Source organism: Clostridium taeniosporum (genome assembly GCF_001735765.2).
GTDB lineage: Bacteria > Bacillota > Clostridia > Clostridiales > Clostridiaceae > Clostridium > Clostridium taeniosporum.
The window spans coordinates 2,943,046-2,969,643 of the sequence record NZ_CP017253.2 but is presented as its reverse complement, the minus strand read 5'-3'; the positions used below and the strand labels follow the sequence as shown (position 1 = coordinate 2,969,643).

23 protein-coding genes, 1 pseudogene, 1 riboswitch and 1 other annotated feature are annotated in these 26,598 nt (G+C 26.8%); of the genes and pseudogenes, 22 read left to right on the top strand and 2 right to left on the bottom strand.

Features of this window, described 5'->3' with window-relative positions:
* Window positions 1-64 precede the first annotated feature (64 nt).
* The 12 genes and pseudogenes from BGI42_RS13395 to BGI42_RS13340 all read left to right on the top strand — a co-directional run bounded on the left by BGI42_RS13395 (window position 65) and on the right by BGI42_RS13340 (window position 14,342).
* Window positions 65-2,197, top strand: a complete 2,133-nt coding sequence (locus BGI42_RS13395; protein WP_069680778.1) for a xanthine dehydrogenase family protein molybdopterin-binding subunit — start codon at window positions 65-67, stop codon at window positions 2,195-2,197.
* Window positions 2,194-2,670 carry a (2Fe-2S)-binding protein gene (locus BGI42_RS13390; protein WP_069680777.1) on the top strand — a complete coding sequence of 159 codons (477 nt, stop codon included), beginning with the start codon at window positions 2,194-2,196 and terminating at the stop codon, window positions 2,668-2,670. Before BGI42_RS13395 ends, BGI42_RS13390 begins: the two co-directional genes overlap by 4 nt.
* Window positions 2,664-3,482: an FAD binding domain-containing protein gene (locus BGI42_RS13385; protein WP_069680776.1), complete on the top strand. Its 819-nt coding sequence runs from the start codon at window positions 2,664-2,666 to the stop codon at window positions 3,480-3,482. Before BGI42_RS13390 ends, BGI42_RS13385 begins: the two co-directional genes overlap by 7 nt.
* A 283-nt stretch (window positions 3,483-3,765) precedes the next feature.
* Window positions 3,766-3,882: pseudogene (locus BGI42_RS13380) on the top strand (helix-turn-helix domain-containing protein); the annotation flags it as partial.
* Window positions 3,883-3,978: 96 nt separating this feature from the next.
* The gene (locus BGI42_RS13375; RefSeq protein WP_069680775.1) at window positions 3,979-4,743 is read left to right on the top strand and encodes a pseudouridine synthase; all 765 of its coding nucleotides are present in this window, start codon (window positions 3,979-3,981) and stop codon (window positions 4,741-4,743) included.
* 256 nt (window positions 4,744-4,999) lie between these two features.
* Window positions 5,000-5,250, top strand: a binding site (T-box leader).
* Window positions 5,251-5,477: 227 nt separating this feature from the next.
* Window positions 5,478-6,104 (top strand): class I SAM-dependent methyltransferase, encoded by a 627-nt coding sequence (locus BGI42_RS13370; protein WP_069680774.1) that lies wholly within the window; start codon window positions 5,478-5,480, stop codon window positions 6,102-6,104.
* A 17-nt stretch (window positions 6,105-6,121) separates the two neighbouring features.
* Window positions 6,122-7,273, top strand: a complete 1,152-nt coding sequence (locus BGI42_RS13365) for a trans-sulfuration enzyme family protein (protein ID WP_069680773.1) — start codon at window positions 6,122-6,124, stop codon at window positions 7,271-7,273.
* Window positions 7,266-7,718, top strand: coding sequence for an S-ribosylhomocysteine lyase (locus tag BGI42_RS13360; protein WP_069680772.1), 453 nt, complete (start codon window positions 7,266-7,268; stop codon window positions 7,716-7,718). The genes BGI42_RS13365 and BGI42_RS13360 overlap by 8 nt, the downstream gene beginning before the upstream one ends.
* Window positions 7,702-8,610 (top strand): PLP-dependent cysteine synthase family protein, encoded by a 909-nt coding sequence (locus BGI42_RS13355; protein WP_069680771.1) that lies wholly within the window; start codon window positions 7,702-7,704, stop codon window positions 8,608-8,610. The genes BGI42_RS13360 and BGI42_RS13355 overlap by 17 nt, the downstream gene beginning before the upstream one ends.
* A gap of 955 nt (window positions 8,611-9,565) precedes the next feature.
* On the top strand, window positions 9,566-10,897 hold the full coding sequence (locus BGI42_RS13350) for an esterase/lipase family protein (RefSeq protein ID WP_069680770.1): 1,332 nt from the start codon (window positions 9,566-9,568) through the stop codon (window positions 10,895-10,897).
* Window positions 10,898-11,002: 105 nt separating this feature from the next.
* A complete protein-coding gene (locus tag BGI42_RS13345; protein ID WP_069680769.1) occupies window positions 11,003-12,688 on the top strand; it encodes an esterase/lipase family protein in 1,686 nt (561 codons plus the stop codon).
* Between the two features lie 427 nt (window positions 12,689-13,115).
* Window positions 13,116-14,342 carry an IS256 family transposase gene (locus tag BGI42_RS13340; protein ID WP_069678411.1) on the top strand — a complete coding sequence of 409 codons (1,227 nt, stop codon included), beginning with the start codon at window positions 13,116-13,118 and terminating at the stop codon, window positions 14,340-14,342.
* A gap of 143 nt (window positions 14,343-14,485) precedes the next feature.
* Here BGI42_RS13340 and bcp read toward each other — a convergent pair whose 3' ends face one another.
* Entirely contained in the window at window positions 14,486-14,947 is a 462-nt protein-coding gene (bcp, locus tag BGI42_RS13335; RefSeq protein WP_069680768.1) for a thioredoxin-dependent thiol peroxidase, read from the bottom strand.
* A 224-nt stretch (window positions 14,948-15,171) separates the two neighbouring features.
* Between bcp and BGI42_RS13330 the strand changes: the two genes are divergently transcribed.
* From BGI42_RS13330 to BGI42_RS13320, 3 genes are read left to right on the top strand one after another with little or no spacing between them, the layout of a single operon-like run.
* The gene (locus BGI42_RS13330; protein ID WP_069680767.1) at window positions 15,172-15,438 is read left to right on the top strand and encodes a metal-sensing transcriptional repressor; all 267 of its coding nucleotides are present in this window, start codon (window positions 15,172-15,174) and stop codon (window positions 15,436-15,438) included.
* Window positions 15,439-15,474: 36 nt separating this feature from the next.
* Window positions 15,475-17,904, top strand: a complete 2,430-nt coding sequence (locus tag BGI42_RS13325; RefSeq protein WP_069680766.1) for a heavy metal translocating P-type ATPase — start codon at window positions 15,475-15,477, stop codon at window positions 17,902-17,904.
* 49 nt (window positions 17,905-17,953) lie between these two features.
* On the top strand, window positions 17,954-18,157 hold the full coding sequence (locus BGI42_RS13320; RefSeq protein WP_069680765.1) for a heavy-metal-associated domain-containing protein: 204 nt from the start codon (window positions 17,954-17,956) through the stop codon (window positions 18,155-18,157).
* 298 nt (window positions 18,158-18,455) lie between these two features.
* On the opposite strand, the gene phnD is transcribed toward BGI42_RS13320, so the two are convergent.
* Window positions 18,456-20,339, bottom strand: a complete 1,884-nt coding sequence (gene phnD / locus BGI42_RS13315) for a phosphate/phosphite/phosphonate ABC transporter substrate-binding protein (RefSeq protein ID WP_069680764.1) — start codon at window positions 20,337-20,339, stop codon at window positions 18,456-18,458.
* Window positions 20,340-20,669: 330 nt separating this feature from the next.
* On the opposite strand from phnD, the gene BGI42_RS13310 reads away from it, so the two are divergent.
* The 7 genes from BGI42_RS13310 to BGI42_RS13280 all read left to right on the top strand — a co-directional run bounded on the left by BGI42_RS13310 (window position 20,670) and on the right by BGI42_RS13280 (window position 26,484).
* The gene (locus BGI42_RS13310) at window positions 20,670-20,852 is read left to right on the top strand and encodes a hypothetical protein (RefSeq protein ID WP_069680763.1); all 183 of its coding nucleotides are present in this window, start codon (window positions 20,670-20,672) and stop codon (window positions 20,850-20,852) included.
* Window positions 20,853-20,990: 138 nt separating this feature from the next.
* Window positions 20,991-21,290 carry a hypothetical protein gene (locus tag BGI42_RS13305; RefSeq protein WP_069680762.1) on the top strand — a complete coding sequence of 100 codons (300 nt, stop codon included), beginning with the start codon at window positions 20,991-20,993 and terminating at the stop codon, window positions 21,288-21,290.
* A 336-nt stretch (window positions 21,291-21,626) separates the two neighbouring features.
* A complete protein-coding gene (locus tag BGI42_RS13300; RefSeq protein WP_069680761.1) occupies window positions 21,627-22,004 on the top strand; it encodes a GntR family transcriptional regulator in 378 nt (125 codons plus the stop codon).
* A complete protein-coding gene (locus BGI42_RS13295; RefSeq protein WP_069680760.1) occupies window positions 22,004-22,864 on the top strand; it encodes an ABC transporter ATP-binding protein in 861 nt (286 codons plus the stop codon). The genes BGI42_RS13300 and BGI42_RS13295 overlap by 1 nt, the downstream gene beginning before the upstream one ends.
* Entirely contained in the window at window positions 22,864-23,511 is a 648-nt protein-coding gene (locus BGI42_RS13290; RefSeq protein WP_069680759.1) for an ABC-2 transporter permease, read from the top strand. Before BGI42_RS13295 ends, BGI42_RS13290 begins: the two co-directional genes overlap by 1 nt.
* Before the next feature lie 261 nt (window positions 23,512-23,772).
* Window positions 23,773-24,732, top strand: a complete 960-nt coding sequence (locus tag BGI42_RS13285; protein WP_069680758.1) for a hypothetical protein — start codon at window positions 23,773-23,775, stop codon at window positions 24,730-24,732.
* Between the two features lie 583 nt (window positions 24,733-25,315).
* Window positions 25,316-25,399: riboswitch (cyclic di-GMP riboswitch) on the top strand.
* Window positions 25,400-25,725: 326 nt separating this feature from the next.
* Window positions 25,726-26,484, top strand: a complete 759-nt coding sequence (locus tag BGI42_RS13280) for a prepilin peptidase (protein ID WP_069680757.1) — start codon at window positions 25,726-25,728, stop codon at window positions 26,482-26,484.
* Window positions 26,485-26,598: the final 114 nt, after the last annotated feature.

Genomic DNA, 26,598 nt, shown 5'->3' with positions numbered 1-26,598 from the left:
GCAATATAATTAACATATATTAACAAATAAGTTAGAATGTTAAAAGGGTTAAGGAGAGATAGATGTGGATAAGATTAGTCAATCTGTGGTTAAAAGAGACCATAACTCAAAAATTTCAGGAAAAGCTATTTACGTAGGAGATTATGAAGAAGATAATATTTTGATAGGTAAGATGCTAAGGTCTACAAAGGCAAAAGCAAAAATTATTGATGTAAAGTTACCTAAATTACTAGATGGATATTATTATGTGGATAAAACAGATATCCCAGGCGATAACAATGTAAATATAGTTAGAGATGATACACCAGTTTATGCTAGAGATACTGTAGAATATATTGGAGAACCTATAGGTATGGTTTGTGGACCTGATGAAGAAATTGTAAATAAGATATTATCTAAAATTGAAGTTATCTATGAAGAATTAAAACCTATTATTAATATAAGAGACTTTGATACAGTTTTTTTTGATTATAACTTTGGAAAAGGAGATGTTAAAAAAGCATTTTCCGAAGCAGATAGAATATATGAAGAAGAGTTTGAAACAGGTTATCAAGATCAAACCTATTTAGAAACTCAAGGACTTATGGCTGAGATACTTGAAAATGGAAAGGTTTACGTGCATGGTTCTATGCAATGTCCTTATTATGTTAAGGGTGCAGTAATGAGAGCTATGAATCTTGGCCCAGATAAAGTTAGAATAGCACAAGATGCTACGGGAGGAGGGTTTGGAGGAAAAGAAGCATTCCCATCTATATTAGCATGTCAAGTTGCTGTAGCTGCAAAAAAGACCGGGAAAAAAGTTCGTTGTATCTTTGATAGAAGAGAAGATTTAGAGTTTACATCAAAGAGACATCCTTCATTAAATACCTACAAAGTAGCAGTGAAGAATGGAAGAATCACAGCTATGGATATAGATATAAAATTCAATGGAGGGGCATATACAACTTTATCAGCAGTTGTTCTTCAAAGAGGAATTATATGTTCAAATGGAATTTATAACATTCCAAATCTTAAAGTACGTGGAAGAGCTGTAAAAACTAATACAACTCCTAGTGGAGCATATAGAGGATTCGGAGCACCACAAACATTTTTTTCTGCTGAAATGATGATGAATCATATTGCAAAAGATTTAGGTAAGGACTCTTTGGAATTTAAGGAAATGTATTTAGTAAAACAAGGAGATAGTACTTCAACTTCTGGTAAATATCATTTTCCAGTACCAATTCCAAATATGATTGAACGTATTGATAACATGTGCGATTTTAGAAGAAAACATAAAGAATATTATAAAGATCAAAATGGAAGATATCGAAAGGGTATAGGAATATCCATGTATTTTCATGGAGCAGGTTTTACAGGTTCAGGTGAAAGAGACATTATTAAAGCTGTAGCTAAACTGCATAAATATCCTGATGGAAGAATTCAAATACTTGCTTCAAACACAGATATAGGACAGGGTCTTCGTACAACTTTTCCTAAAATAGTAGCAAAAGAGCTAAATCTTCCTATAGAAAAGGTATTTTATGAATATCCAGATACTGATATTGTACCAGATTCAGGTCCTACAGTTGCTTCTCGTAGTTTAATGACAGTTGGAGAACTTTTACGTCGTGCAGCTATAAAACTTCGTAATCAGTGGATAGAAGGAGAAGATCAAATTATAGAAGAGTATTATAAAGAACCAGATTTTATGATTCCATTTTATATTGATAAATTCCAAGGAGATGCTTATCCAACTTATTCATGGGCAGTTAATGCAATAGAAGTTGAAGTTGATACTTATACAGGATTTACAAATATATTAGGAGCATATGGATGTTTTGATATAGGAACACCTATGGATTACAACATTGTTATTGGTCAAATGGAAGGTGGATTTTTACAAGGTATAGGATATGCTTCAACAGAATATATGGTAGCAGATACTAAAGGCCGTATTAGAAACAACTCTTTTTCAGATTATATTATACCAACAGCAGTTGATGTACCTAATCTTAAGGTGGATATGTATGTAGATGAAAAATATCCTTATGGACCTTATGGAGCTAAGGGAGCAGGAGAACTACCTTTAGTTGGAGCAGCAGGAGCTTATGCTGAAGCCATTGAACAGGCACTTGGACATGGAGTAAAGGTTAATCATGTACCATTTACAGCTGAGGATACAATAAAAGTCTTAATGGAGGAAAGAATAAAATGAATAATGAAATAACATTCAAATTAAACGGCAAAGAGGTTATATATGATGGAAAAGCTACTGATAGATTATTAGATGTGCTCCGTGATTATTATCGCTTAAAAGGTGTAAAATGTGGTTGTAAAGAAGGTGAGTGTGGAGCATGTTCTATTATTATGGATGGTGAGTTAATTAATTCTTGTATGGTAGCCATGGGACGATGTGAAGGAAGCGAAATCATGACTATAGAAGGGTTTAGAGAAACAGAACGTTTTAAAGTAATTGATAAGGCTTATGCTGAGGTTTCAGCAGTGCAATGTGGATATTGTATTCCAGGAATGGTACTAGCAACAGAGGCTATATTATCTAAGACTCCAGATCCTACATTAGAACAAATTAGAGAAGGAATCTCTGGGAATCTATGTCGTTGCACAGGATATAATGCTATTGTAAAGGCGATTAAAATTTCAGAAAAGGAGGGAAAAGGACTATGGTAAATGGTTTTATGCCTAGATCTTTAAAAGAAGCTTTAGATATTCGTTCTAAATATGATGTTGTTCCTTATGGTGGAGGAACAGATTTAATGATTCAAGGAAAAAACGATGTTAAGTATCTATTCTTAAATAAAGTTCCTGAAATGAAATTAATTGTTGAAGATGATGAGTATATTAGAATAGGAGGTTCTTGTACTTTTACTGAAGTGTTAGAATCTGATATTGTTCCTGAAATTATGAAACAAGCTGTATCAAAAATTGCTGCACCTGCTATAAGAAATGCTGGGACAATGGCGGGTAATATAGGAAATGGTTCGGCAAAGGCGGATTCTGTATTGATCGAATATGTTGCAGATGCAAAACTGGTATTAGCATCTTCTTCAAATACTAGAATAGTTAAAATTGATGATTTCTATAAAGGGAGGAAAGAGTTAGATTTAGGAAAAGATGAATTGATTGTAGAAATTTTACTACCTAAAACTGGATTAGAGAATTATTACTATAAAAAAGTAGGTGCTAGAAATGCATTAGCTATATCTCGTGTTTCATTTGCTGGAGTAATAAAAATTGATAATGAAAAAATAAAAGATATTGCAATTGCTTTTGGAGCAGTATCAGGTACAGTATTAAGATTTAAAGAATTAGAAAAAATTATGATAGGTAAAACACTACATGAAGCAAATAAGATAAAAAAAGATTTTATTAAAGCATATGAACAAAAAATTATTCCTACCAGAGGCAGAGTTTCATCAGAATATAGAAAAAAAGTATGTCTTAATTTATTAAAGGATTTCTTAGAAGAGAAGGGTATATAAAAGGTGAGTTAGAACAATAGGAAATTATAATATTAGCATTATTAATTATAAGATAAGAATGATGTTTAATATATAAATATATAAAGTAATTAAGGATAGTAATTTGATTTTACTATCCTTTTTAGTATAGGAGTAGGTTTTGAATAAACTTAATAATTATCCTAGGAGTTATAAAAAATTATTTTCTGAAACATTATAAATCTGATAATATTAAATTAAGATAAAAATATATTGCTTTTCGATAAAAAATATTGGAATCTGAAAAAGTTGGAATAACTATACAAATCTATTAATATTAAAAAACAATAAAGGAAAGGCAATAAGATTTTCTATTTTAGGATCTATATGTAAAGAACTTAAGTATCAGCTAGGTGATATTTTAGAATATGTAGAAGATTAAATAAAAATTTTGTAGTTAAATTGTATAAGATATAAATTACACAATAATTATTTTGAGAAATATGAAAATTTACAAAGAAAGAGAAATTATAAGTATATGAGATTAGATAAATTTTTAGCAGAATCAGCTATTGGTAGAAGAAAAATTGTTAGAACTTATATTAAAAAGGGATTAGTAAAAGTAAATGGTAATGTTATAACTGAACCTGCAGTAGATATTAATGAACATAGTGATATTATTGAATACCTTAATGAAAAAGTTATTCATAAGGGAAAAGTTTATTATATGTTTAATAAACCAGCTGGATGTATTACTGCCACAAAAGATAATGTACATAAAACAGTATTTGATTATTTTGATAAAAATATGAGTGGAGTATTTCATGTAGGAAGATTAGACAAAGATACTGAAGGTTTATTATTATTCACTAATGATGGAGAATTTGAACATAAAGTAATGTATCCAGAAAAACATGTTGATAAAACCTATTTCTTTTGGGCATTAGGTTGTTTAAGTGAGGAAAATAAAAGACAATTAGAAGAGGGTGTCTATATAGGACAAGGTAAGATATTAACTAAACCTGCCAAAATAGATATATATAAATCAGGAGTATATAAAGAATTTAAAGATGAGATACCTATTGATGATTTAGAAAATAAAGATTGTCAGCCTGTTATTTCTGGATATCTTACTATTTCAGAAGGACAAAAGCATCAAGTTAAACGAATGTTAAAGGCTGTAGGATGTTATGTAATATATTTAAAGAGAATTTCTATTGGTGACTTAATGTTAGACGAATCATTAGAAAAAGGTAATTATAGAAATTTAACAGAAGCAGAAATTAAGAAGATATTTAAATAAAAATATTACATTGGAAAAAATTATTAAATTGTAATTTATTTAATTAAATTAATTTAAGATAATTTTAAATCAATATAATAAATAGGTACAATATTTCTTATATAAGAGTAAATATTGTATATTGGTAATTATATTTTAATATATGTTTTAAGTTAGATTAAAATATATATTGACAAATTAAAATAATAGAGATATATTATTAAATATAAAACAGAGTAATCTTATATGAATAGTGTGTTTTAAAAATATTATAATGTTATATGTGAAGAAAAGAAATAGTATCATAAGGGAAATTTTCAGAGAATAGTCTTCTAGGCTGAAAAAGACTTTAGTTGTAACTTATGAGAATGCATCTTTGAGCACTGTCCCGAAAAAATATTTTTTAGTAGGAGGCAGCGTGTACGCACGTTATAGCGTTGAGGTATGATTGTACCAAAAATGAGATATTATATATTTTTTTATATAATAATTAGAGTGGAACCGCGGAATATAACTTCTGCCTCTAAATGAGGCAGGAGTTTTTTTGTTTATATAAACATGTAAAATTTGTAAGAATAAATAATACGTATTTAATAATATAAGCTTATTTAGTAATTTTAGAATTTAAATAAATTTTATTTAAAAGTAATTATTAATATTTAGCTAAATCTTTGATAATTTACACAGACCATATAGCACAATAAATTAAAAATATTTAAGAATTAAGATTTATAAAAATAGGAGGAATATTAATTATGAAATCAGTAAATTACTTTGATTCTATAGCAGCTAATTGGAATGTAATAAGAAGTGAATATTTTGAGGAAAAGTTAAAGTATAAAGTTTTATCTAAAGTATCAATAGAAAATAAAATTACAGCAGATTTAGGATGTGGTACAGGTTTTATATCTTTAGCCTTATCAGAAAAAGCAAATTTGATATTTTCTTTAGATCAATCTAATAATATGTTAAAGGAATTAAAAAAAGAAGTTTATAAGAGAAATATAACTAATATATATCCAATAAGATCTGACTTAGAAAACATTGTATTATTTGATGAATCAGTTGATGCTGTATTTATAAATATGGCATTACATCATGTAGTTAATATAGAAAAAGCATTATCAGAAATTTATAGAGTATTAAAAAAAGGTGGAAGTATAGTAATTTCAGATGTAACAGAACATGATGGAGAATGGGCAAAAGAAGAGATGCATGATGAATGGTTAGGATTTTCAAATGAACAAATAAATACTTGGTTAAGTGAATATAATTTTAAAAATATAGAGATAGAAAATACAGACTTATATTGCAAAGGGTATTCAAGTAAAGGTGAATATACAGAAACAAAAATATTTATAGCAAGTGCTAAAAAATTATAAGAGAGGGGATAATTATTATGAATTTTGAATCAATTTTAATCCATGGAGGAATTGATGGAGATAAGTTTACAGGAGCCGTAAATGTTCCTATATATCAAACATCTACTTATAAACAAGAGGGTATTGGAGTTAATAAAGGATATGAATATTCAAGGACAGGAAATCCAACAAGAGAAGCTCTTGAAAAGCTTATAGCTGATCTAGAAGAAGGAACTAGTGGATTTGCATTTTCTTCAGGAATGGCAGCTATAACAGCAGTATTATCTCTTTTTAAATCAGGAGATAATATAATAATTCCAGACAATTTATATGGTGGAAGTTTTAGAGTCTTGGATAAAATTTTTAAGAATTTTAATATAGGATATAAGATAGTGAATACAACAGATTTAAAGCAAATTAAAGAAGCTATTGATGATACTGTAAAAGCAATATATATAGAAACACCAACAAACCCATTAATGGATATAACGGATATTAAAGAAGTGGCTAAGATAGCTAAAGATAATAATTTATTAACAATAGTTGATAATACTTTTATGACACCATATTTGCAAAAACCATTATTATTAGGTGCAGATATAGTTATTCATAGTGCTACTAAATATTTAGGAGGACATAGCGATTTGATTGCTGGATTGGTAGTAGTTAATAATGAAGAATTAAAAGAAAAAATTCACTTTATACAAAATTCTACAGGGGGAATACTATCTCCATTTGATTCATTCTTACTTATAAGAGGGATAAAAACTCTTGCAATTAGAATGGATAGGCATAATTTAAATGCTAAATCTATAGCAGAATTTTTAAAAAGTAGACCAGAAATAAGTAAAGTTTATTATCCAGGATTTGAAGAGCATCAAGGGTATGATATTCAATCAAAACAGGCAAAAGGATATGGTGGGATGATATCTTTTGTATTAAATGATGAATATGACTATAAACAATTTTTTGAAAAATTAAAATTTATAACTTTTGGAGAAAGTTTAGGAGGCGTGGAATCTTTAGTATGCCACCCAGCAAGTATGACTCATGGAGCAATACCATATGAAATAAGACAAAAGGTTGGTATTGTTGATAATTTGATAAGACTTTCAGTTGGAATAGAAAGTGCTGATGATATTATTAATGATTTAGAAAAAGCATTAGAAGGGGGAAAAATTAATGGTTAAGGTAGAAAGTTTTGAATTAGATCATACAAAGGTAAAAGCGCCATATGTAAGAAAGTGTGGCTCAGAAAAAGGTGATAATGGTGATATAGTTTCTAAATTTGATTTAAGATTTTTACAACCAAATGAAAAAGAAATGCCAACAGGACCAATGCACACATTAGAACATTTATTAGCTGGATATATGAGAGAAAAATTAGATGGAATAATAGATATATCTCCTATGGGATGCAGAACAGGATTTTATATGGTTGCATGGGGAAATCCAAAAGTTGAAGAAATAATAGAAGCATTAAATTATTCATTAAATAAAATATTAGAAACAGAAGAAATACCAGCAACAAACAAGTTTCAATGTGGAAATTATAGAGATCATTCATTATTTGCAGCAAAAGAATATATTAAATTAGTATTAAAAGAGGGGATTAGTAGTGAGATATATAGATGACATTAGAAGTCATATTGGAAATACACCTATTATGAAGCTAAATAATATAGGAATAAAGCCTGGAGTAAATGTATTTGCTAAATTAGAATTTTTAAATCCTGGTGGAAGTGTTAAAGATAGAATAGGTATGTATATGATAGAAGATGCTGAAAAGAAAGGATTGCTTAAGGAAGGTTATACAATAATAGAAGCTACAGCAGGAAATACAGGAATAGGTATAGCCTTAGCAGCTATAAATAAAGGATATAGAGTTATATTTGTTGTACCAGAAAAATTTTCTATAGAAAAGCAAACTTTAATGAAAGCACTTGGTGCAGAAATAATAAATACTTCAAGAGAAGATGGAATGCTAGGAGCTGTTAAAAAGGCTAATGAACTTTTAATATCAATAAAGAATTCTTTAACATTAAAGCAATTTGAGAATAAAGCTAATCCATTAGCTCATTATGAAACTACAGCTCCTGAAATATATATAGATTTAGATGGAAAAATAGATTATTTCATTTGTGGAGCAGGTAGTGGAGGAACTTATACTGGCATATTAAAGTATTTGAAAGAAAAAAATTCTAATATAAAAGGAATCCTAGTAGATCCAGAAGGTTCAACTATGGGAGGAGGAGAGGAGACTTGTTATAATATAGAAGGTATAGGAAATAATTTTATTCCGGAAACTATGGATATGACTTATGTGGAGGATGTTATAAAAGTTAATGATGAAGAAGCATTTTATATGGTAAAACAACTTGCTTTAAAAGAAGGTCTAATTGTTGGAGCATCTTCAGGGGCAGCAGTGGTAGCGGCTTTGAAATTAGCAAGCAAAATAGATAGTGGAAATATTGTAACTTTATTACCAGATAGAGGAGAAAGATATTTTAGTAAAAATATATATTAATTTACCTATAATAATAAAAAATATATAATTATTACAAATAGGGCTTAGAGATGACAAAATTTCTAAGCCCTATTTGTATGTTGAATTAGCTTGAATTTAAGTAAATCACATAATTATTTTATGCTATTAACTGTTTTTGTAATTTTTATATAAATTAGTATCTATACTATTTAATTAAACTAATATTGATCCGAAAAACGGTAAAAAGGTTGCCGTATAATAGAAAATACAGTAGAATATATAAGAAAATATACATATTTTTAATAAAATATACAAAAAATATTGAAATTTAAATAATTTGGTAATATAATTAAATAAAATTGAAGTTTTTAAATTTAATTTTATTATTGATTAAATATATTTTAAAAATTTCATATAATTATTCTAAAAATTAAGTTAGCTATTATATTAATAATTGATAGATTAAGCAATTAATAAATACGCTTTTCTTAGTAAACGTTTAAATGAATTTATTAATGTTAAAGTTTATCAGATATAAATAGTTAATAATTCGCAAAAAGGGGGGAGATTTAAAATTTATTAATAATAAAAAAGGTTTAAAGTGTTAGTGAAATTTTATATAAACTTTAATTAAGAGCTAATAATTTTGAAATTTCTTTAACATTCATCTTGACATAAACATTTCTAACTAGAAATTAATTAAAAATCCGATCAATAAATATTTAGAAGCATTCTTAAAAATTAAATTTCCAATAAAGTATAAAATTAAATACCACAGTTAATTAAAAATTAAAGTTAACTTATTTTATGAGAATAAATATATTTAAATTTTTAACGTATTTAATAAATAAGAATTAATTAATATTATTACATTTAATATTAAAAATTATTTTTATATGTATTTTATGTATTAATTTATTAATTTGATGCAGTACTTTAACAAGAGAAAAAATTAAGAGTTATTATGTTAAAAATATTGTATAGGGGTGTAGAGATGAAGAGATATTTAACTAAATTATTAGGAATTTCATTGTTATCAGTGGCTATGACCGGAACTAATTTTACTGCAAGAGTTAATGCTGCTCAAATTACAGAAAATCCATCAGTTTTAATAGAATCATCAGATACTGTTGAATCACAAGAACCAATAAAGACATCAGAAGCATTTGATTTAGATGAAACTTCAGAATCTAATAATTATCCAATAGTATTAGTTCATGGATTCCTGGGTTGGGGAAGAGATGAAGTAGGTGGATTTAAGTATTGGGGAGGTACTAATGATCTTCAAGAAAAGATGCGTGATGCAGGATATGAAGTTTATACAGCAACAGTAGGTCCTGTATCTAGTAATTGGGATAGAGCTTGTGAACTTTATGCTTATATAGTAGGAGGTACAGTAGATTATGGTGCAGCTCATTCAAAGAAATACGGACATGCACGATATGGTAAAACATATTCAGGATTATATAAGAAAATAAGTGATACTAATAAAATTCATTTAGTTGGACATAGCATGGGTGGACAAACTATTCGTACACTTACACAATTATTAAGTGAAGGCTATCAAGAAGAAAGAGATTATCCACAAGAAAATCTTTCTCCGTTATTTAAGGGTGGAAAACATTGGATCTATAGTGTGACAACTATTGCAACACCAAATGATGGAACAACAGCAGCTGACGGAAACCCGATGGTTAATTTTGCAAGTTCTGCGTTTGGGGCTCTAGCTGCAACAACAGGTACAAGTTCTATTACAAGTTCTCTTTTTGATTTTAAGTTAGATCAATGGGGATTAAAAAAGCAAGATAATGAATCGCATTTACATTATGTAACACGTGTTTTAAATAGTGATATATGGACTCATACAAAAGATATTTCGTCATATGATTTAACAACATATGGTGCAGAGGAACTTAATAAATGGGTAAAAGCTCAACCAGATGTTTATTATTTCTCCTGGACAGTTTGTGCAACAAAAGAAGGAATTCTTACTGGACATCATATTCCACAACCAGGAGTAATGAATAAGATGTTTTATCCAAATGCTATTGTAATGGGTAAATATACACGTAATAAGTCAGGGAAACCTGTCATAGATAAAAGTTGGTGGCCAAATGATGGCTATGTAAACTGCATAAGTGAAAATGGACCTAAATTAGGTTCAAATGATACTATTGTTGACTATGATGGTACTCCTGAAAAGGGAGAATGGAATGCAATGCCTACACTTATGAATATGGACCATGAAGATATAATAGGACGTTTTGCTAATGTTCAAGGTTGGTATTTAAATCTTTGCAAGCAATTAAATTCACTACCACAATAATTATAACTTTTAGATTTAGAGAGAATGTAAATTCTCTCTAAATAATTAAAACGATACCTTTGATTAAAATGGTATCTAAATTAAATTTTAATGAGGTGAAGTATAATGAAAAGATCTTTGGTAAAAATTTTAGGAATTACTATGTTAGCAATTTCGGTTACTTTTACAAGTTTTTCAGCACCTGTTATGGCTGTTGAACAGACAAGTTCTACTGTTGTAGATGATATTAAAGCATCTAATGATTTTATATTAAATGAAGCTAAAAATAATAAAAAAGAAGATGTAAGCAATAAAAAAGAAGTTGAAAACAATAAAAAAGATATTAAAAATAACACAAAAGAAGTTGAAAATAACACAAAGAAAGCTAACAATAATACAAAAAATGAAGTAATTACAGAAAATAATAAAGAAAAACTAAATGAAGAATCAAATAAAGAAAAAGATAAGAAACAGCTTAAAGAAGTTAAAGAAGTTAAAGAAAATCTAGTAGAATCAAAAACAGAAATTGAATCTAAAGATAAAGATATACCAGACAAAATACAATTACCTAATAGTGAAGATTTTAATAATAAATCAGTTGTCGAAACTCCAATAGAGACTACTGAAAAGGCTCCAATACAATATCCAGAAATAAAAAGTGATATTATTCAAGAAGGAAATGACTATCCTATAGTATTAGTACATGGATTTATGGGATTTGGAAGAGATGAATTATTAGGTTATAAATATTGGGGAGGTTTAGTTGATATTCAAGAAAAATTAAGAGATAAAGGATATCAAACTTATACAGCAACAGTAGGTCCTGTTTCAAGTAACTGGGATAGAGCATGTGAATTATATGCCTACATAGTTGGTGGAACAGTGGATTATGGTGAAGCACATTCTAAAAAATATAATCATCAAAGATATGGAAGAACTTTTGAAGGAATATATAAAGACATAAGCGATATTAATAAAATTCATCTTATAGGTCACAGTATGGGTGGACAAACAGTACGTACTTTAACTCAATTATTAAGTGAAGGTAGTGAAGAAGAAAGAAACTGTGATCAAAAAAATATTTCACCATTATTTATGGGAGGTAAACATTGGGTAAGAAGTGTTACTACAATATCAACTCCTAATGATGGAACAACATTGTCAGATGCAATTCCAGCAAAAGAATTAATAAATACTACATTTGGTGTATTAGGAACAATGACTGGTGAAAATGATTTGTTTGGTTCTGTATATGATTTTAAACTAGATCAATTTGGACTAAAGAAACAAGATGATGAATCATATAGCGAGTATGTAAGAAAAGTTTTGTCAAGCAATATTTGGTCAGATACAAAGGATATAGCTCCTTATGATTTATCAACATATGGTGCAAAAGAGTTAAACAAATGGGTAAAAGCTCAACCTGATGTATATTATTTTTCTTGGGTAACAAAAGCTACTAGTGAGTCATTAATTTCAGATCATTCTTTACCACAAATAGGTCCTATGAATCCACTATTTTATGGTACAGCAACTTTAATGGGAAGATATACACGTCATAAAGCTGGACTTCCAGTTATAGATAAAAAATGGTTTGATAATGATGGTATTGTAAATTCAATAAGTCAAGAAGGTCCTAGATTAGGTTCTAATGATATAATAAAAAAATTCAATGGACAACCTAAAGTTGGTCAATGGAATGTTATGCCAACAGTTATAAATACAGATCATATGGATATAGTAGGAACATTTGGAAATGTTAAATCATGGTATATTGATTATGCAGAGCAATTAAGCGAACTACCAAAATAAATAATAAAATATGTTTTAATATAATGTTTATGTATTCATAAGTAAATATATGTAAAATGATTTGATTGCATCTTAAATATTAAAGATAATAGCTGATTCTTTAATATTTGAGGTGCATTTTTATTTGTATAGAATGGATAGATCATAAAAGTATTAATAAAATATTTTAGATAAAAAATGTAATAGCTGACAAAAAGTCAGCTATTACATAGAGAGTAATTTTAGTTGGCAATTAATTTTAAAAAGTTTATTTGTAAAATTAGAGAACTATATATTGGGTAATAAAAATAATTATAAATTAGCTAATACTTCTTCAACAGGGGATGTAGTGAGATTTGTGTAAAAGCAAATCTACTACATCTTTTTTTGAATGGTTTTATGGTAGATTTGGAATAATATACTTATGAATATTAGAGGAGGATTACAAATGAGAGTACCAGATATAAATTATCAAGAAGAAATAAAGAAATGCAAAAGTATGGACGATGTTGTGGGTAAGAATGGGTTAATGCAAAGATTATTAAAAGATGTTATGCAACAACTACTTGAAGCTGAAATGGAAGAACATTTAGGTAGAGAAAAATATGAGAGAACCGATAACGATAGTGACAAGAATTATAGAAATGGGTATTCAAAAAAAGATGTTAGAAGCAGCTACGGGGAGATACCTATAGATATTCCTAGAGATAGAAAATCAGAGTTTGAACCAAGAACTATAAGAAAATATGAAACTGATTGTAATGAATTAGATAAAAAAATAATTGGTTTATATGCTCGTGGAATGTCTACAAGAGACATTCAATCCGAACTGGAAGAATTATATGGAATAGATGTATCTCCATCAATGATATCTAAAATAACAGATAAAGTAATGATTGCAGCTGCTGAATGGCAAAATAGAATGTTAGATCCTGTGTATCCTATAGTTTATATGGATGCTATTCATTTTAAAGTGAGAGACGAACATAGAATAGTTACAAAGGCTGCTTATATTTGCATGGGTGTTGATATGGAAGGCTATAAAGATATATTAGGAATATGGATTGGCGAAGCCGAAGGAGCAAAATTTTGGCTTAGCGTTTGTAATGATTTAAATAATCGTGGTGTTAAAGACATATTAATTGCATGTATGGACGGTTTAAGAGGATTACCAGATGCTATTAAAGCTGTTTTTCCAAAAGTATGTATTCAAAATTGCATAATACATCAAATAAGAAATTCAATGAAATATGTATCATATAAAAATAGAAAAGAATTTATGAAAGACTTAAAACTGGTGTATAAAGCAGATACAGAGGAGATAGCGCTAACGCAGCTCGATAGGCTAAAGAATAAATGGGATGATGTTTATAGTACTGTAATAGATTCATGGTATGAAAATTGGGATAGATTGTCTACATATTTTTCATATACTAAAGAAATTAGAAAAATGATTTACACTACTAATGCACTAGAAGGATTTAATAGGCAATTAAGAAAATTCACTAAAATTAGAACAGTATTTCCAACAGATGATTCTTTGCGAAAATCATTATATTTAGCAACAGATCAAGTTATGAAAAAATGGACTTCACCAATAGCTAATTGGGGAATAACTCTTTTAAAATTAGAAATAATGTTCAAAGATAGAATCGAGGAAGCGTTAGCAATATAGCTTGTACTTATTAGAAAATTACAGTATATAATACTTATTTTAGTGCATACTAAAATTATGAAACCACGTAGTTTTAGTATTTGTAAAAATATTAAAAATATAACTGGAAACATAATTTCCAGTTATACAATATATTAAAATATTTAATTTACACAAATTATTCTACATTCTCCTTCAACATGGCCTTTTACTTTAACTTTTCTAAACTCTTTAATAAGTATACCATTTTCATCAATTAAAAAAGTGCTTCGTTCAATACCTAGTACTTTTTTACCAAACATATTCTTTTCTTTTATTACATCATATAATTCACAAACAATTTTTTCTTCATCACTTAATAATATAAATGGTAAGTTGAATTTATTTATAAATTTATTATGTGAATTTATATTATCTTTACTTATTCCAATAATTACTGTGTTTTTATCTTGGATAGTACTGTAATTATTTCTAAAATCACAAGCTTCAGTTGAACAGCCTGGAGTATTATCTTTTGGATAAAAATATAAGATAACTTTTTTACCTCTATAATCATTTAAACTGTGAATTTTTTCATCACATCCTTTAAGAGAAAAGTTAGGAGCTAATTCACCTACTTTAATCATAATATCCACCTCCGTACACTTAATATTATATAATAATTATTATTAACTATCAATAGTTATATTATAATAAAATAATTTATATATAAGTATACTTTATATAATGAAAATGAATATTATAACATTAAAATTAGTAATTAATTTTAATTATTACATTGACAAATATAAATAGAAGTTTATAATTTTATATAAATAAACAACCCCACCCTGGGGGAGGGAGGAAAACCATGAGTGAAGAAAGAAAAAAAGCATTACAATATTTGAAGACGGCTAAAGGTCAAATAGAAGGCATAATAAAAATGATAGAAGATGAGAGATATTGCATAGATATAGCTAATCAAATATTGGCATCTCAATCATTACTTAAAAAAGCTGATTTAATGATATTACAAGGACATTTACGTCATTGTTTTAAGGAAGCTTGCCTAAATAATAATCCAGATGAAAAAATAGAAGAAATGAATAAAGTATTAGAAAAAATAATTTCTAAGTAAGTTTAGAACAAAATTTATAAAAAGAAAGGCGTTAATATGTCAAAAAGAGCATTTAAAATTGAAGGAATGACATGTTCAGCATGTGCTAATAGGGTTGAAAAAGTTGTTGGAAAACTACAAGGAGTAGAAAAATCTAATGTTAATTTTGCTACAGAAACTCTTAATGTTGAATTTGATGAAAGCAAACTTCAAGATAAAGATATAGAAGAAAAGGTTATAAAAGCTGGTTATGGAATTAAGAAAAATATAAAAACTTATAATTTAAAAGTATCAGGAATGTCATGCTCAGCATGTGCTAACAGAGTTGAAAAAGTAACTAAAAAATTACAAGGAGTAGAAAAATCCAATGTTAATTTTGCAACAGAAAAGTTAACTATATCAATTGATGAAGATTTAATAGGATATTCTGATATAAAATTAGCTGTAGAAAAAGCAGGTTATAAACTTGAAAAACAAAATACTATTAATGAAAATAAGAAAGAACTTAATCCTGCTAATGAATTAATTAATAGATTTATAGTTTCTGCTGCATTAACAGTTCCATTATTAATAATTAGTATGGGACATATGGTTGGGATACATCTTCCAAGCATAATTGATCCAATGATAAATCCATTAAATTTTGCTTTAATACAAGTAGCATTAACGTTTCCTGTTATGCTAGTTGGATATAAGTTTTATAAAATAGGAATAAAGAATCTTTTTAAATTAAGTCCTAATATGGATTCATTAATATCAATAGGAACTTTGGCAGCATTTTTATATGGAATATTTGCAATATTTAATATAAATCAAGGAAATACTGAATATGCAATGCATTTATATTTTGAATCAGCAGCTGTAATATTAACATTAATAACACTAGGAAAATATTTAGAAGCTGTCTCAAAAGGAAAAACATCACAAGCTATAAAAGCATTAATGGGTTTAGCACCTAAGAATGCTACAGTTATAAGAAATGAAAAAGAAACCATTATCCCAATTGAAGAAGTAGTTGTTGGAGATATAATTTTAGTTAAACCAGGTGAAAAACTACCTGTAGATGGTGAAGTGATAGAAGGAAATACATCAATTGATGAATCAATGCTTACTGGTGAAAGTATTCCTGTAGAAAAGTCAGTAGGAGATAATGTAATTGGTGCAAGTATAAATAAAACTGGATTTATTAAATATAAGGCAACTAAAGTTGGAAAAGATACTGCGTTAGCTCAAATTGTTAAATTAGTAGAAGATGCTCAAGGTTCAAAAGCTCCAATAGCTAAATTAGCTGATATAATCGCATCATATTTTGTTCCAATTGTAATAAGCTTAGCAATAGTTTCAGCAGTTGCATGGCTTATAGCAGGAGAATCAACTATATTTGCATTAACTATATTTATATCAGTATTAGTAATAGCATGTCCATGTGCATTAGGTCTTGCAACGCCAACAGCAATTATGGTTGGTACAGGAAAAGGTGCAGAAAATGGAGTTTTAATAAAAGGTGGAGAAGCTTTAGAAACAACTTATAAATTAAATACAATAGTTTTTGATAAAACTGGAACTATAACTGAAGGAAAACCTAAAGTCACAGATATTTTAGTTAATAATATTACAGAAGATGAAGCATTACTATTAGCAGCTAGTGCTGAAAAAGGTTCAGAACATCCACTTGGTGAAGCAATAGTAAAAGAAGCTGAAGATAGAAAGCTAAAATTAAAAGAGATTTCTAATTTTAATGCAATACCAGGTCATGGTATAGAGGTATTAATTGACGAAAAACATATTTTCCTGGGAAATAAGAAGTTAATGAAAGAAAAAAATGTAGATATATCATCATTAGAAATACAAACAGAAAGATTATCTAATGAAGGTAAGACCCCTATGTATATATCTATAAATTCTGAATTAAAAGGTGTAATAGCAGTAGCAGATACTGTTAAAGAAAACAGTAAGAAGGCTATAGAAACATTACATTCAATGGGAATAAAAGTAGCTATGATTACAGGAGATAATAAAAATACTGCAAATTCAATAGCTAAACAAGTAGGGATAGATATAGTTTTAGCGGAAGTATTACCAGAGGATAAAGCAAATGAAGTTGCTAAGTTGCAAAAAGATGGAGATAAGGTTGGAATGGTGGGAGATGGAATAAATGATGCTCCAGCTCTTGCTAAAGCTGATATAGGTATAGCCATAGGATCAGGGACAGATGTTGCAATTGAATCAGCAGATATAGTTCTTATGAAAAGCGACCTAATGGATGTTCCTACTGCCATAAAGTTAAGTAAAGCAACTATTAGAAACATTAAAGAAAACTTATCATGGGCATTTGGATACAACATATTGGGAATACCAGTAGCTATGGGAATACTTCATATTTTTGGAGGTCCACTTTTAAATCCAATGATAGCAGCTGGAGCAATGAGTTTTAGTTCAGTATCAGTATTATTAAACGCTTTAAGGCTTAGAAATTTCAAAGCTTAAAATATTAACACTTAATCAAAATATAGATAATTTAGGAGGAATTGAGAGTATGAAAAAGAAAATTTTAATTGAAGGTATGAGTTGTAATCACTGTGTAGGTCATGTAAAGAATGCTTTAGAAGGGTTAGACGGAGTAACTTCAGTAGAGGTAAGCTTACAGGATAAATATGCTTTAGTAGAAACAACAGAAAGTGATGAAGTTTTAAAAGATGCAATAGAAGATGAAGGATATGATGTTGTAAGAATTGAATAATGGGTTATATTCTTTAGTATAAAGTAAAAATATAACAATATACAGTTTTAGTATTTCAAAAAGAAAATAAAGATATAACTGGAAATCAAATTTCTAGTTATATCTAAACTTAAATATTCAATTTACATAAATTGGTTCACAGTTTACTAACGGACTTTAATCCCCTAATATGACAGACTATATTTATTATTTTATAGATTCTGCAATTTTTATTAATTCATCTTTATTGTTAAGTTCATTCTAAACTTTTAATTCTTAATTATTCACTTTCAACTAAAAAGTGTGGTGTAGCTACTTTTTAGTTTTTCATAACTGTTCTAATTAAATTATAGTCATTATCGTTAGCTTCTATGAATCCATCAACTGGTGTAGTTATACCTTGGAAATCTTTGAAATTTACCAAAGCATTTTTTATAGCGTTAGCTCTATTTAAATTCATATTTGGACTAATAGCAATGGCATCTTTTTGTATATTGTCAGTCATGGAAACAATAATTAAATCATCTAAATTAATTCCATTTTCTTTTACTTTATCAAGTGCTTCATTATAAGTTGCACCAGCATCAAATGATCCATTTAAAACACCATTTATAACATTATCGTGGCTTCCAGCAAATGAAACATTAGAGAAGAGATTGTCAGGATTTATTTTATTATCTTTTAAAATATGTCTAGCATATAAGTATCCAGAAGCACTATTCTTATCAACATAAGCAAAACGCTTATTTTTTAAGTCTTCTAATGTTTTAATTCCAGAATTTTTATTAGCAATTATATATCCATTGTAGTAAGTTTTACCGTGTACTCTAGGGGTTACTAGTGGAATAACATTTGCTTTATTTCTAGCTATAACATAAGCAAATGGTGAGAACCATCCAATATCAATAATACCTTTTTTTATTTGATCACTAAGGGCATCATAATCTTTAACTATTATAATTCTTGGAGTTAGGTTAAGCTTTTTAAATAATCTTTCTAGTATAGGAACATACATTTTTTTTATGTCAGCAGGAGAAGTAAAAGGATTAATTCCAATTATAACTTCATTTTCCCCTTTTAAATGACTCATTTGATATTGTAAATTTTCTGAAACATTACTTAAAGCTGAACAATAATCAAGTAATTGATCAGTTTTATTTTCATGTCTTCCAATCATATCTATTGAATCTAGTGTTTCTTTGTTAGTTTCTTCTATAGTATGTGTTAAATGAGTAAGAGCTTGTTCGATATCAAATGCAACTTGGGTATTTGATTTTGATACGTTTGTTAAGTTTAAAATGGAATTTTTAATGTGTTTCATAGCAATATAACTGTCAGATAAAATTTTAATAGTTTCATTAGAAATAGAATCGAGTTTAGTTATTGTTTTTTTAGAATTTTCAGTAGAAGAATTAGTATCGATTATATTATTAAGAAGATCTTTAACTATATCATCTATTTCTCGTGCAAATTTATCTGTTTCATCTGCAAGTTTTCTAATTTCATTGGCTACTACAGCAAAACCTTTTCCAGCATCACCAGCTCGAGCAGCTTCAATTGATGCATTTAAAGCAAGTAAATTTGTTTGGCTAGAAATATCATGTATATATTTCACAAATTTATTTATACTTTTTGAAGAGTGGTGTAATTTTGAATTTATTTCTAAAGAATCATTAGAAATTGTTTTCATATTTGCTAATAATGAAATTATATTATTTATAGAATTTTTACTTTGTTCAAGAACTGAAATAGTATCATTTGTTTCAGTCTCTACAGTTTGGATACTTTCATCAATTTTTTCACAACTAGATACAACTTCATGTATACCAGATTCAACAGTTTCGATACAAGCTAAATTAGTAGTAGAGTAATCAGAAATAACTTTATTTTTCTTTACTAAATGACAAAATGCTTCTTTGCTTTGTTTTGAAATCCATAAAAGATGTTCAACATCAAATCCTATTGTTTCAATCATAGAATGAATATTTTTAAATATTTTATCTTTATCTGTTGATAAATCGTTATCATTGAAATTAACAATTGATAATTTTGATTTATTGCAATAATATGAATATCCAATTATTATGAACAAAGTAATCATTGATAAAAATAACTCTAAAATAGGATTATTTGTACCAAAAGCAATAAAAATATTACATAGTACACCTAATATTATTGGAAATAAGTACTTGTTTAACCTCATAATTTCCACCCCCTGCGTTATGTAAGAATAAGAGTAAGGTATAAGCACACATAAATTATCCCATAAAGGTAATTTAAATTCAATATTAACAGTAAATTACTTATGTATAAAAATAGTATTGATTTTAAAAATATACATTTATTAATTAATATGATGAAAAACTTTTTTTATTAGAATTTGTTTGTTAGAAAAACAAAGAAAAAACTAGATAAAACTAGAAAAATATATGAATAATTAATTTTTATATTATTATATTAACTTGCAAAAATAAGCGAACATATGTACGATATATTTATACGAATTTAAATATAATATGAGAAGTTAATTTTAATGTCTAGTCAAAGTATAAAGCTTTTAAAGTTTGAAAGACTTGTAAAATCTAAGTTAAATCAAATATTAGTTGAGATCAGAGCGTTGATAGGTAAGTTGAGAATTGATAGTGGAAAGTTGAGAGTTAAGGAGAAAATTCCTTATGGAATTTTAAATATAAAATTATTAAATCTATACTTATAAATGGGGTAGTGGAATTTTAAAATATATATTTTAGAGAGCCTTAATATTTTCAACCAAAATTTTAAACTCTTAACTAAAAAGCGTGCACAGCTACTTTGTTCTTTAGGAAATGTATATATTGAAAGGTGGTTAATTATAATGGAAACTAAAAAATCTAAAATAACATTGAAAGAAGTAATGGGGATGGACTTAGCAATAAGGAAAGTAATAAAAAATTTTGATAAAAAAGAAATCAATACTGATTTATGGTGGAAAGATAGTTACGTATATGAAAGTACTAATATAATTAATGATGCAGAAAAAAGAGGAGAAGAACGTGGAAAAAGGGAGAAATCTTTAGAAATTGCAAATAGATTATTATTAATGGGACTAAAAGTAGAAGAAATTTCAGATGTTATAGGATTACCAGTTAATGAATTATATAATTTAAAAGCTTAATATACTTTTATGGATATATATGTTTTAAAATAACTTCGATATTTTAGTATAAAGCTCATGAACAGGAATTTTTAATTAAAGCATATATTAATAGAGATAGTTATTTTAAGCTAAGGGTTAAAAATTATTATCAAAAAGTGTTTGAGTATTATTTATAGATTTTAATTATGGGATAAATTTCATAATATATTACAAAGTACATAAATAAAAATTTTGAGTTTTAGAATAAACCTTGAATTATAACAAGGTTTATTTTTTTACCAACTATTGACTATAATGTTAATACTGTATATAATACAATATATACAGTATATATACTTTAAGGAGGAAATTTGATTGAAGATATTATTATCTAATAAGTCTGATTTACCTATTTATGAGCAGATAAAGACACAAATTAAGGAACAAATAATGTCTGGTAAAATTGCTGAAAATGAATTTTTACCTTCAATAAGACGATTGGCTAAAGATTTAGGTATAAGTGTTATTACAACAACTAGAGCATATTCAGATTTAGAAGAAGAAGGATTTATAGCAACTATTAGAGGAAAGGGGAGTTTTGTACTTCCTAAAGATAATGAAATGGTAAGAGAGCAGTATTTAAAACGAATAGAAGAAGCGTTTACTATAGCAATTGAAAATGCAGAATTAGCAAATGTTTCAAATGGTGAACTTATTCTCATTTTAGAAAATTTAATGGAGGACGATAAGTAATGAATGCACTTGAAATAAAAAATTTAAATAAAAAGTTTAAAGATTTTAGTTTAAAAGACATAAATTTAATTTTACCTAAGGGATATATATTAGGATATGTAGGTCAAAATGGAGCAGGAAAAACTACAACTATAAAACTTATTATGCAACAACTAAGAGCAGATAGTGGAGAAATAAGTGTATTTGGAAAGAAATATAAAGGAAATGAAATTATATTTAAAGATATGATTGGATTTATAGGTGATGAATGTTATTTTCCAAGTTGCTTTAAGATGAAAGATGTAATTAATACATTGAAAGATTTTTACTCATCATTTAATATAGACAAATTTAATCATTATATAGATTCATGGGAATTGCCAAAGGATAAAAAAATCAAAGATTTTTCAAAAGGTATGAAAATAAAGTTAACATTTGCTAGTATATTTGCAAGAAAAACTAGATTGCTTATATTAGATGAGCCAACAAGTGGACTTGATCCTGTTATTAGAAGTGAGATTTTAGATTTGTTACAAGAATATATAGAAGATGGAGAAAAGAGTGTATTATTTTCTACGCATATTATAAGTGACTTAGAAAAGATAGCTGATTATATATTTTTTATAAATAAAGGAAAGATGATGTTTAATGATACAAAGGATAGTATTTTAGAAAAATATTTAATAGTAAAGGGAGGAAAAGAGGATTTAACCTCTAATATAAAAGAAAAATTAGTAGGATATAAAGAATCAAATGTTGGATTCAAAGGATTGATATATGCTGAAGATAGGAAGTATTTAAATGATGAATTATTAATTGAAAAACCATCTATTGAGGAAATAATTATATTTTATATAAATAAAGGGAAGGAGTGTAAGTAATGAATGCTTTAAATTATTTAAAATTTGATTTTAGGATAATAAAAGGAAATTTGAAATATTACTCATTATTTTTAATAGCATTCTCTATATCTATGATTTTAGGACAAATAAGTGTTAATTCATTAAGTTACCTATTTTTTATTTTAGTGATTGTTGGAGTATTACCATTTAGTTCTGAGGGAAATCAAAAAAGTAAAGAAATGTATTATATGTTTCCATCTAAAGTATCAAGTATGGTAATGGGAAGATTTTTATATTTAATAGTATTAAATGTTAGTGTATGGATAATAGGAATTTTCACAATGTTTCATTTTTATAATGAAGGTTTAATTAATATGTATGAAATTATTATAATAGGTTTTACAGGAATAATTACTACCATTATAGGTATGATACAATATTGTGTTTATTATAAATTTGGAATAGAAAAAGGGAAAGCTATTTTAATGTTAGTATATATGATTCCAGCATTTTTTATATTTGCATTACCAGTTATATTAAGTAAAAAATCTATTCCTAATAATATATTAAATTTTATTATAGCTAACAAGGCTATAGTAGCGATTATATCTATAATTACAATAGTAATTGTAGGTGTAATATCATATTTAATATCATGCTCTATTTGTAAAAATAAGGATATATAACAATAATTATAAAATTAAGTTTAATTTAAGAAAATATTGATATATATATCAGAAAAATTGAGTTATAATATTATAATAAATACAATAAAATGTTAAATGGTATTAATATTTTATTATATTTTAAATAAAATCACTTAAAAGTAAATAATATGTTTATTTAAAAGGCAAGAATTTATTCGATTTTTAATATGTTTTATATTAAATTTAAGATATTATAAGTTGGATTAATTTAAAATATAAGTATAAATAGGGGGTAAAAAAATGAAATTAAAAAAGACATTATCAGTTGTTATGGCAGCTACTCTATCAATGTTTACAATTGCAGGATGTAGTAGTGATGCTATGAGTTATTCAAAGGAAGTTAATAATTTAGCTAAATGGGAGGCAGTAAGTTCACAATTTACAGGTGAAGTTAATGTTGAAGCCCAAGGAGAATCAAAAAAATTAACATTTACTGGAACAAGCTATAATAAAGGACAAGATCAAGTTTATGTAGATTTCAAATTTAATGATCCAAGTGGCGAAATTAATATTCCAGAATTAAAAGCATATATTGATAAAGGCGTAACTTATATGAATAAAAGTTATTATGTAGATACATTTACTGGTAATGGACAATCAGCACCAGAAGCTCTTGTTAATTTACCATATGAATATATAGCAATAGATTCAGGAATGGATATGAAAGCAATAACAGAAATAGCAAAATCACCAGATTATTTAGATAATTTAGGTAAAATGATTTTCGGAGATAGTAATATAGGATTACCTTTAGTTAAAAATGGAAGAGAATACTCTATTAACATGAATTCAGATGAAATGATTGATTTGTTTTCAAAAGCAGCAAAGGCAATGGCAAATAATTTAGATTCTAGTAATTCAGGATTAAATTTAGGATTTGATGCTGAAAAGATAAAAGAAATTCAAACAGCTATAAAAGATCCATCATTTGATACTACATTAAACCAAGCTAAGACTTTAATTCAAGGATCAACATTATCTACAAAAGCAACTTTTACAGATAATGATTATAAATCAGAAATGAATATTAATTTACAAGTAAAAGATATGGCAAAAGTAAATATAAAAATAAATGCTACAAGTGTTAAAGCAGAAGGAAAAGATATTGAAATTCCAGCTAGCAAAACTATTCTTAAACAAGATGAATTAATGAAATTAATGACTCCACAAGATGTAAATGATGATGCTACAGCAGCATAATAAAATAAATATGTATTATTAATATAGATAATATTTATGTTAGTATATTAAATAAGCCCATTTAAATTGATAAATTGTTCAGTTTAAATGGGTTTATTTTTATATCTTAAAATAAATCTAATATTAAAGTATAAATACAAACTTTGAATTTTAGTTTGAAATAAATTATTATATTTTTCAATAAATGGTTTGTATGAAATTATGCAATTGTTATAGATTTCATATAAGCTATCTAATATAATAAAAATTCGTATTCAAAAAACAAATGAAAAATTTAATTAAGATATTGTCTATATTTGATTTTATTAGAAAAAAATAAATTTAAATAGAATGTATTCTAATATTAGAAAATATTTGATATAATTTAGGAATAAAAGTTATTTTATTCTTCAGGAATTTATATTTTGTTAAATTTGTAGATAATTTAGATTATATTTTTGCTTAAAGATTAAGAAATAAAACCTAAAGAATAAAAAATAATCATATGTCACACCATTATTCCTGCACTAAGTTTGGAAAGGGTGCATGGCTAAAAAAATCGACGATCCACAGTCGTTTAGCGATTTTTTTATAATAATTTGATAGTGAAGTTGGAAACTGTGATTAGTTCTCTTAATTTGGGCACCTTGAGAGCTATGAGTTAGTGGTGCAACCCGCCAGCAATTAATTTTATTTAATTGGTGGTTTTTTTTATTTTTTAGGAAACTATATTTTTTAAAATCTGTGGATAACTTAGATTATATTTTTGCTAAAGGTTAAGAAATAAAATCTAAAGAATAAAAAATAATCATATGCCGCACCATTATTCCTACACTACGTTTGGAAAAGGTGCATGGCTAAAAAAATCGACGGCTCCACAGTCGCCTTGGCGATTTTTTTATTTTTTTAGAAGTATTTAAATTTTTAATATGTAATTAATGTAGTATGAACTATCAATTATTAATTAAAATATGGTGTATATATTTTGATTTTTGAGTGAAAGGATGATAAGAATTGGATTATTTATTAGTAATTATTATAGGACTAGTTATAGGAAGTTTTTTAAATGTATGCATTTATAGAATTCCTTTAGAACAATCAATTTGTTATCCACCATCACATTGTGGGAATTGTAATCATAAATTAAATTCTATAGATTTAGTACCGGTATTAAGTTATTTGTTTTTAAAAGGTAAGTGTAGATATTGTAATGAAGGAATTTCAATAAGATATCCATTAATAGAGATATTAAATGCTATTTTATATTTAATTATTTTTTGTAATTATGGATTAACTTTTGAATTTTTTAAATATACTTTATTAAGCTCATTATTAATCGTAATAGGAATGATAGATTATCAAACACAAGACATATATACATCAACAATAATGTTTGGAATAATTGTTGGAATAATATTTATGACATTAGATTTTTTTATTAATAAAGGCTCAATTTCAAATTATATTTTAGGAGCAATAATTGGATTTTTAGCATTAGCAATTATAGTAATTATAACAAAAGGAATGGGTATTGGTGATGCAGAAATCACTTTAGTTTGTGGTTTGTTTTTAGGAATTAAAGGAGTTATTTTCACTTTATTTTTAGGGATTATAATAGGAGGAATAGTAGCAATTATTATTTTGATATTGAAGCTTAAAAATGCAAAAGATGCAATGGCTTTTGGACCATGTTTGTCAATAGCTGCACTAATGTATATTTTATGGGGAGATAGCATAATTAATTTTTATTTAAACTTAGTTGGAATTATATAAGGCATATTAAAATAAATAACAAGTCAAAGACGTAAGAGATATTTTGTGAAATACAATGACTTAGGTTCTGATAATAGTTGTGCTACTAATAGATTTCAATGAAGAAGTAGTTTG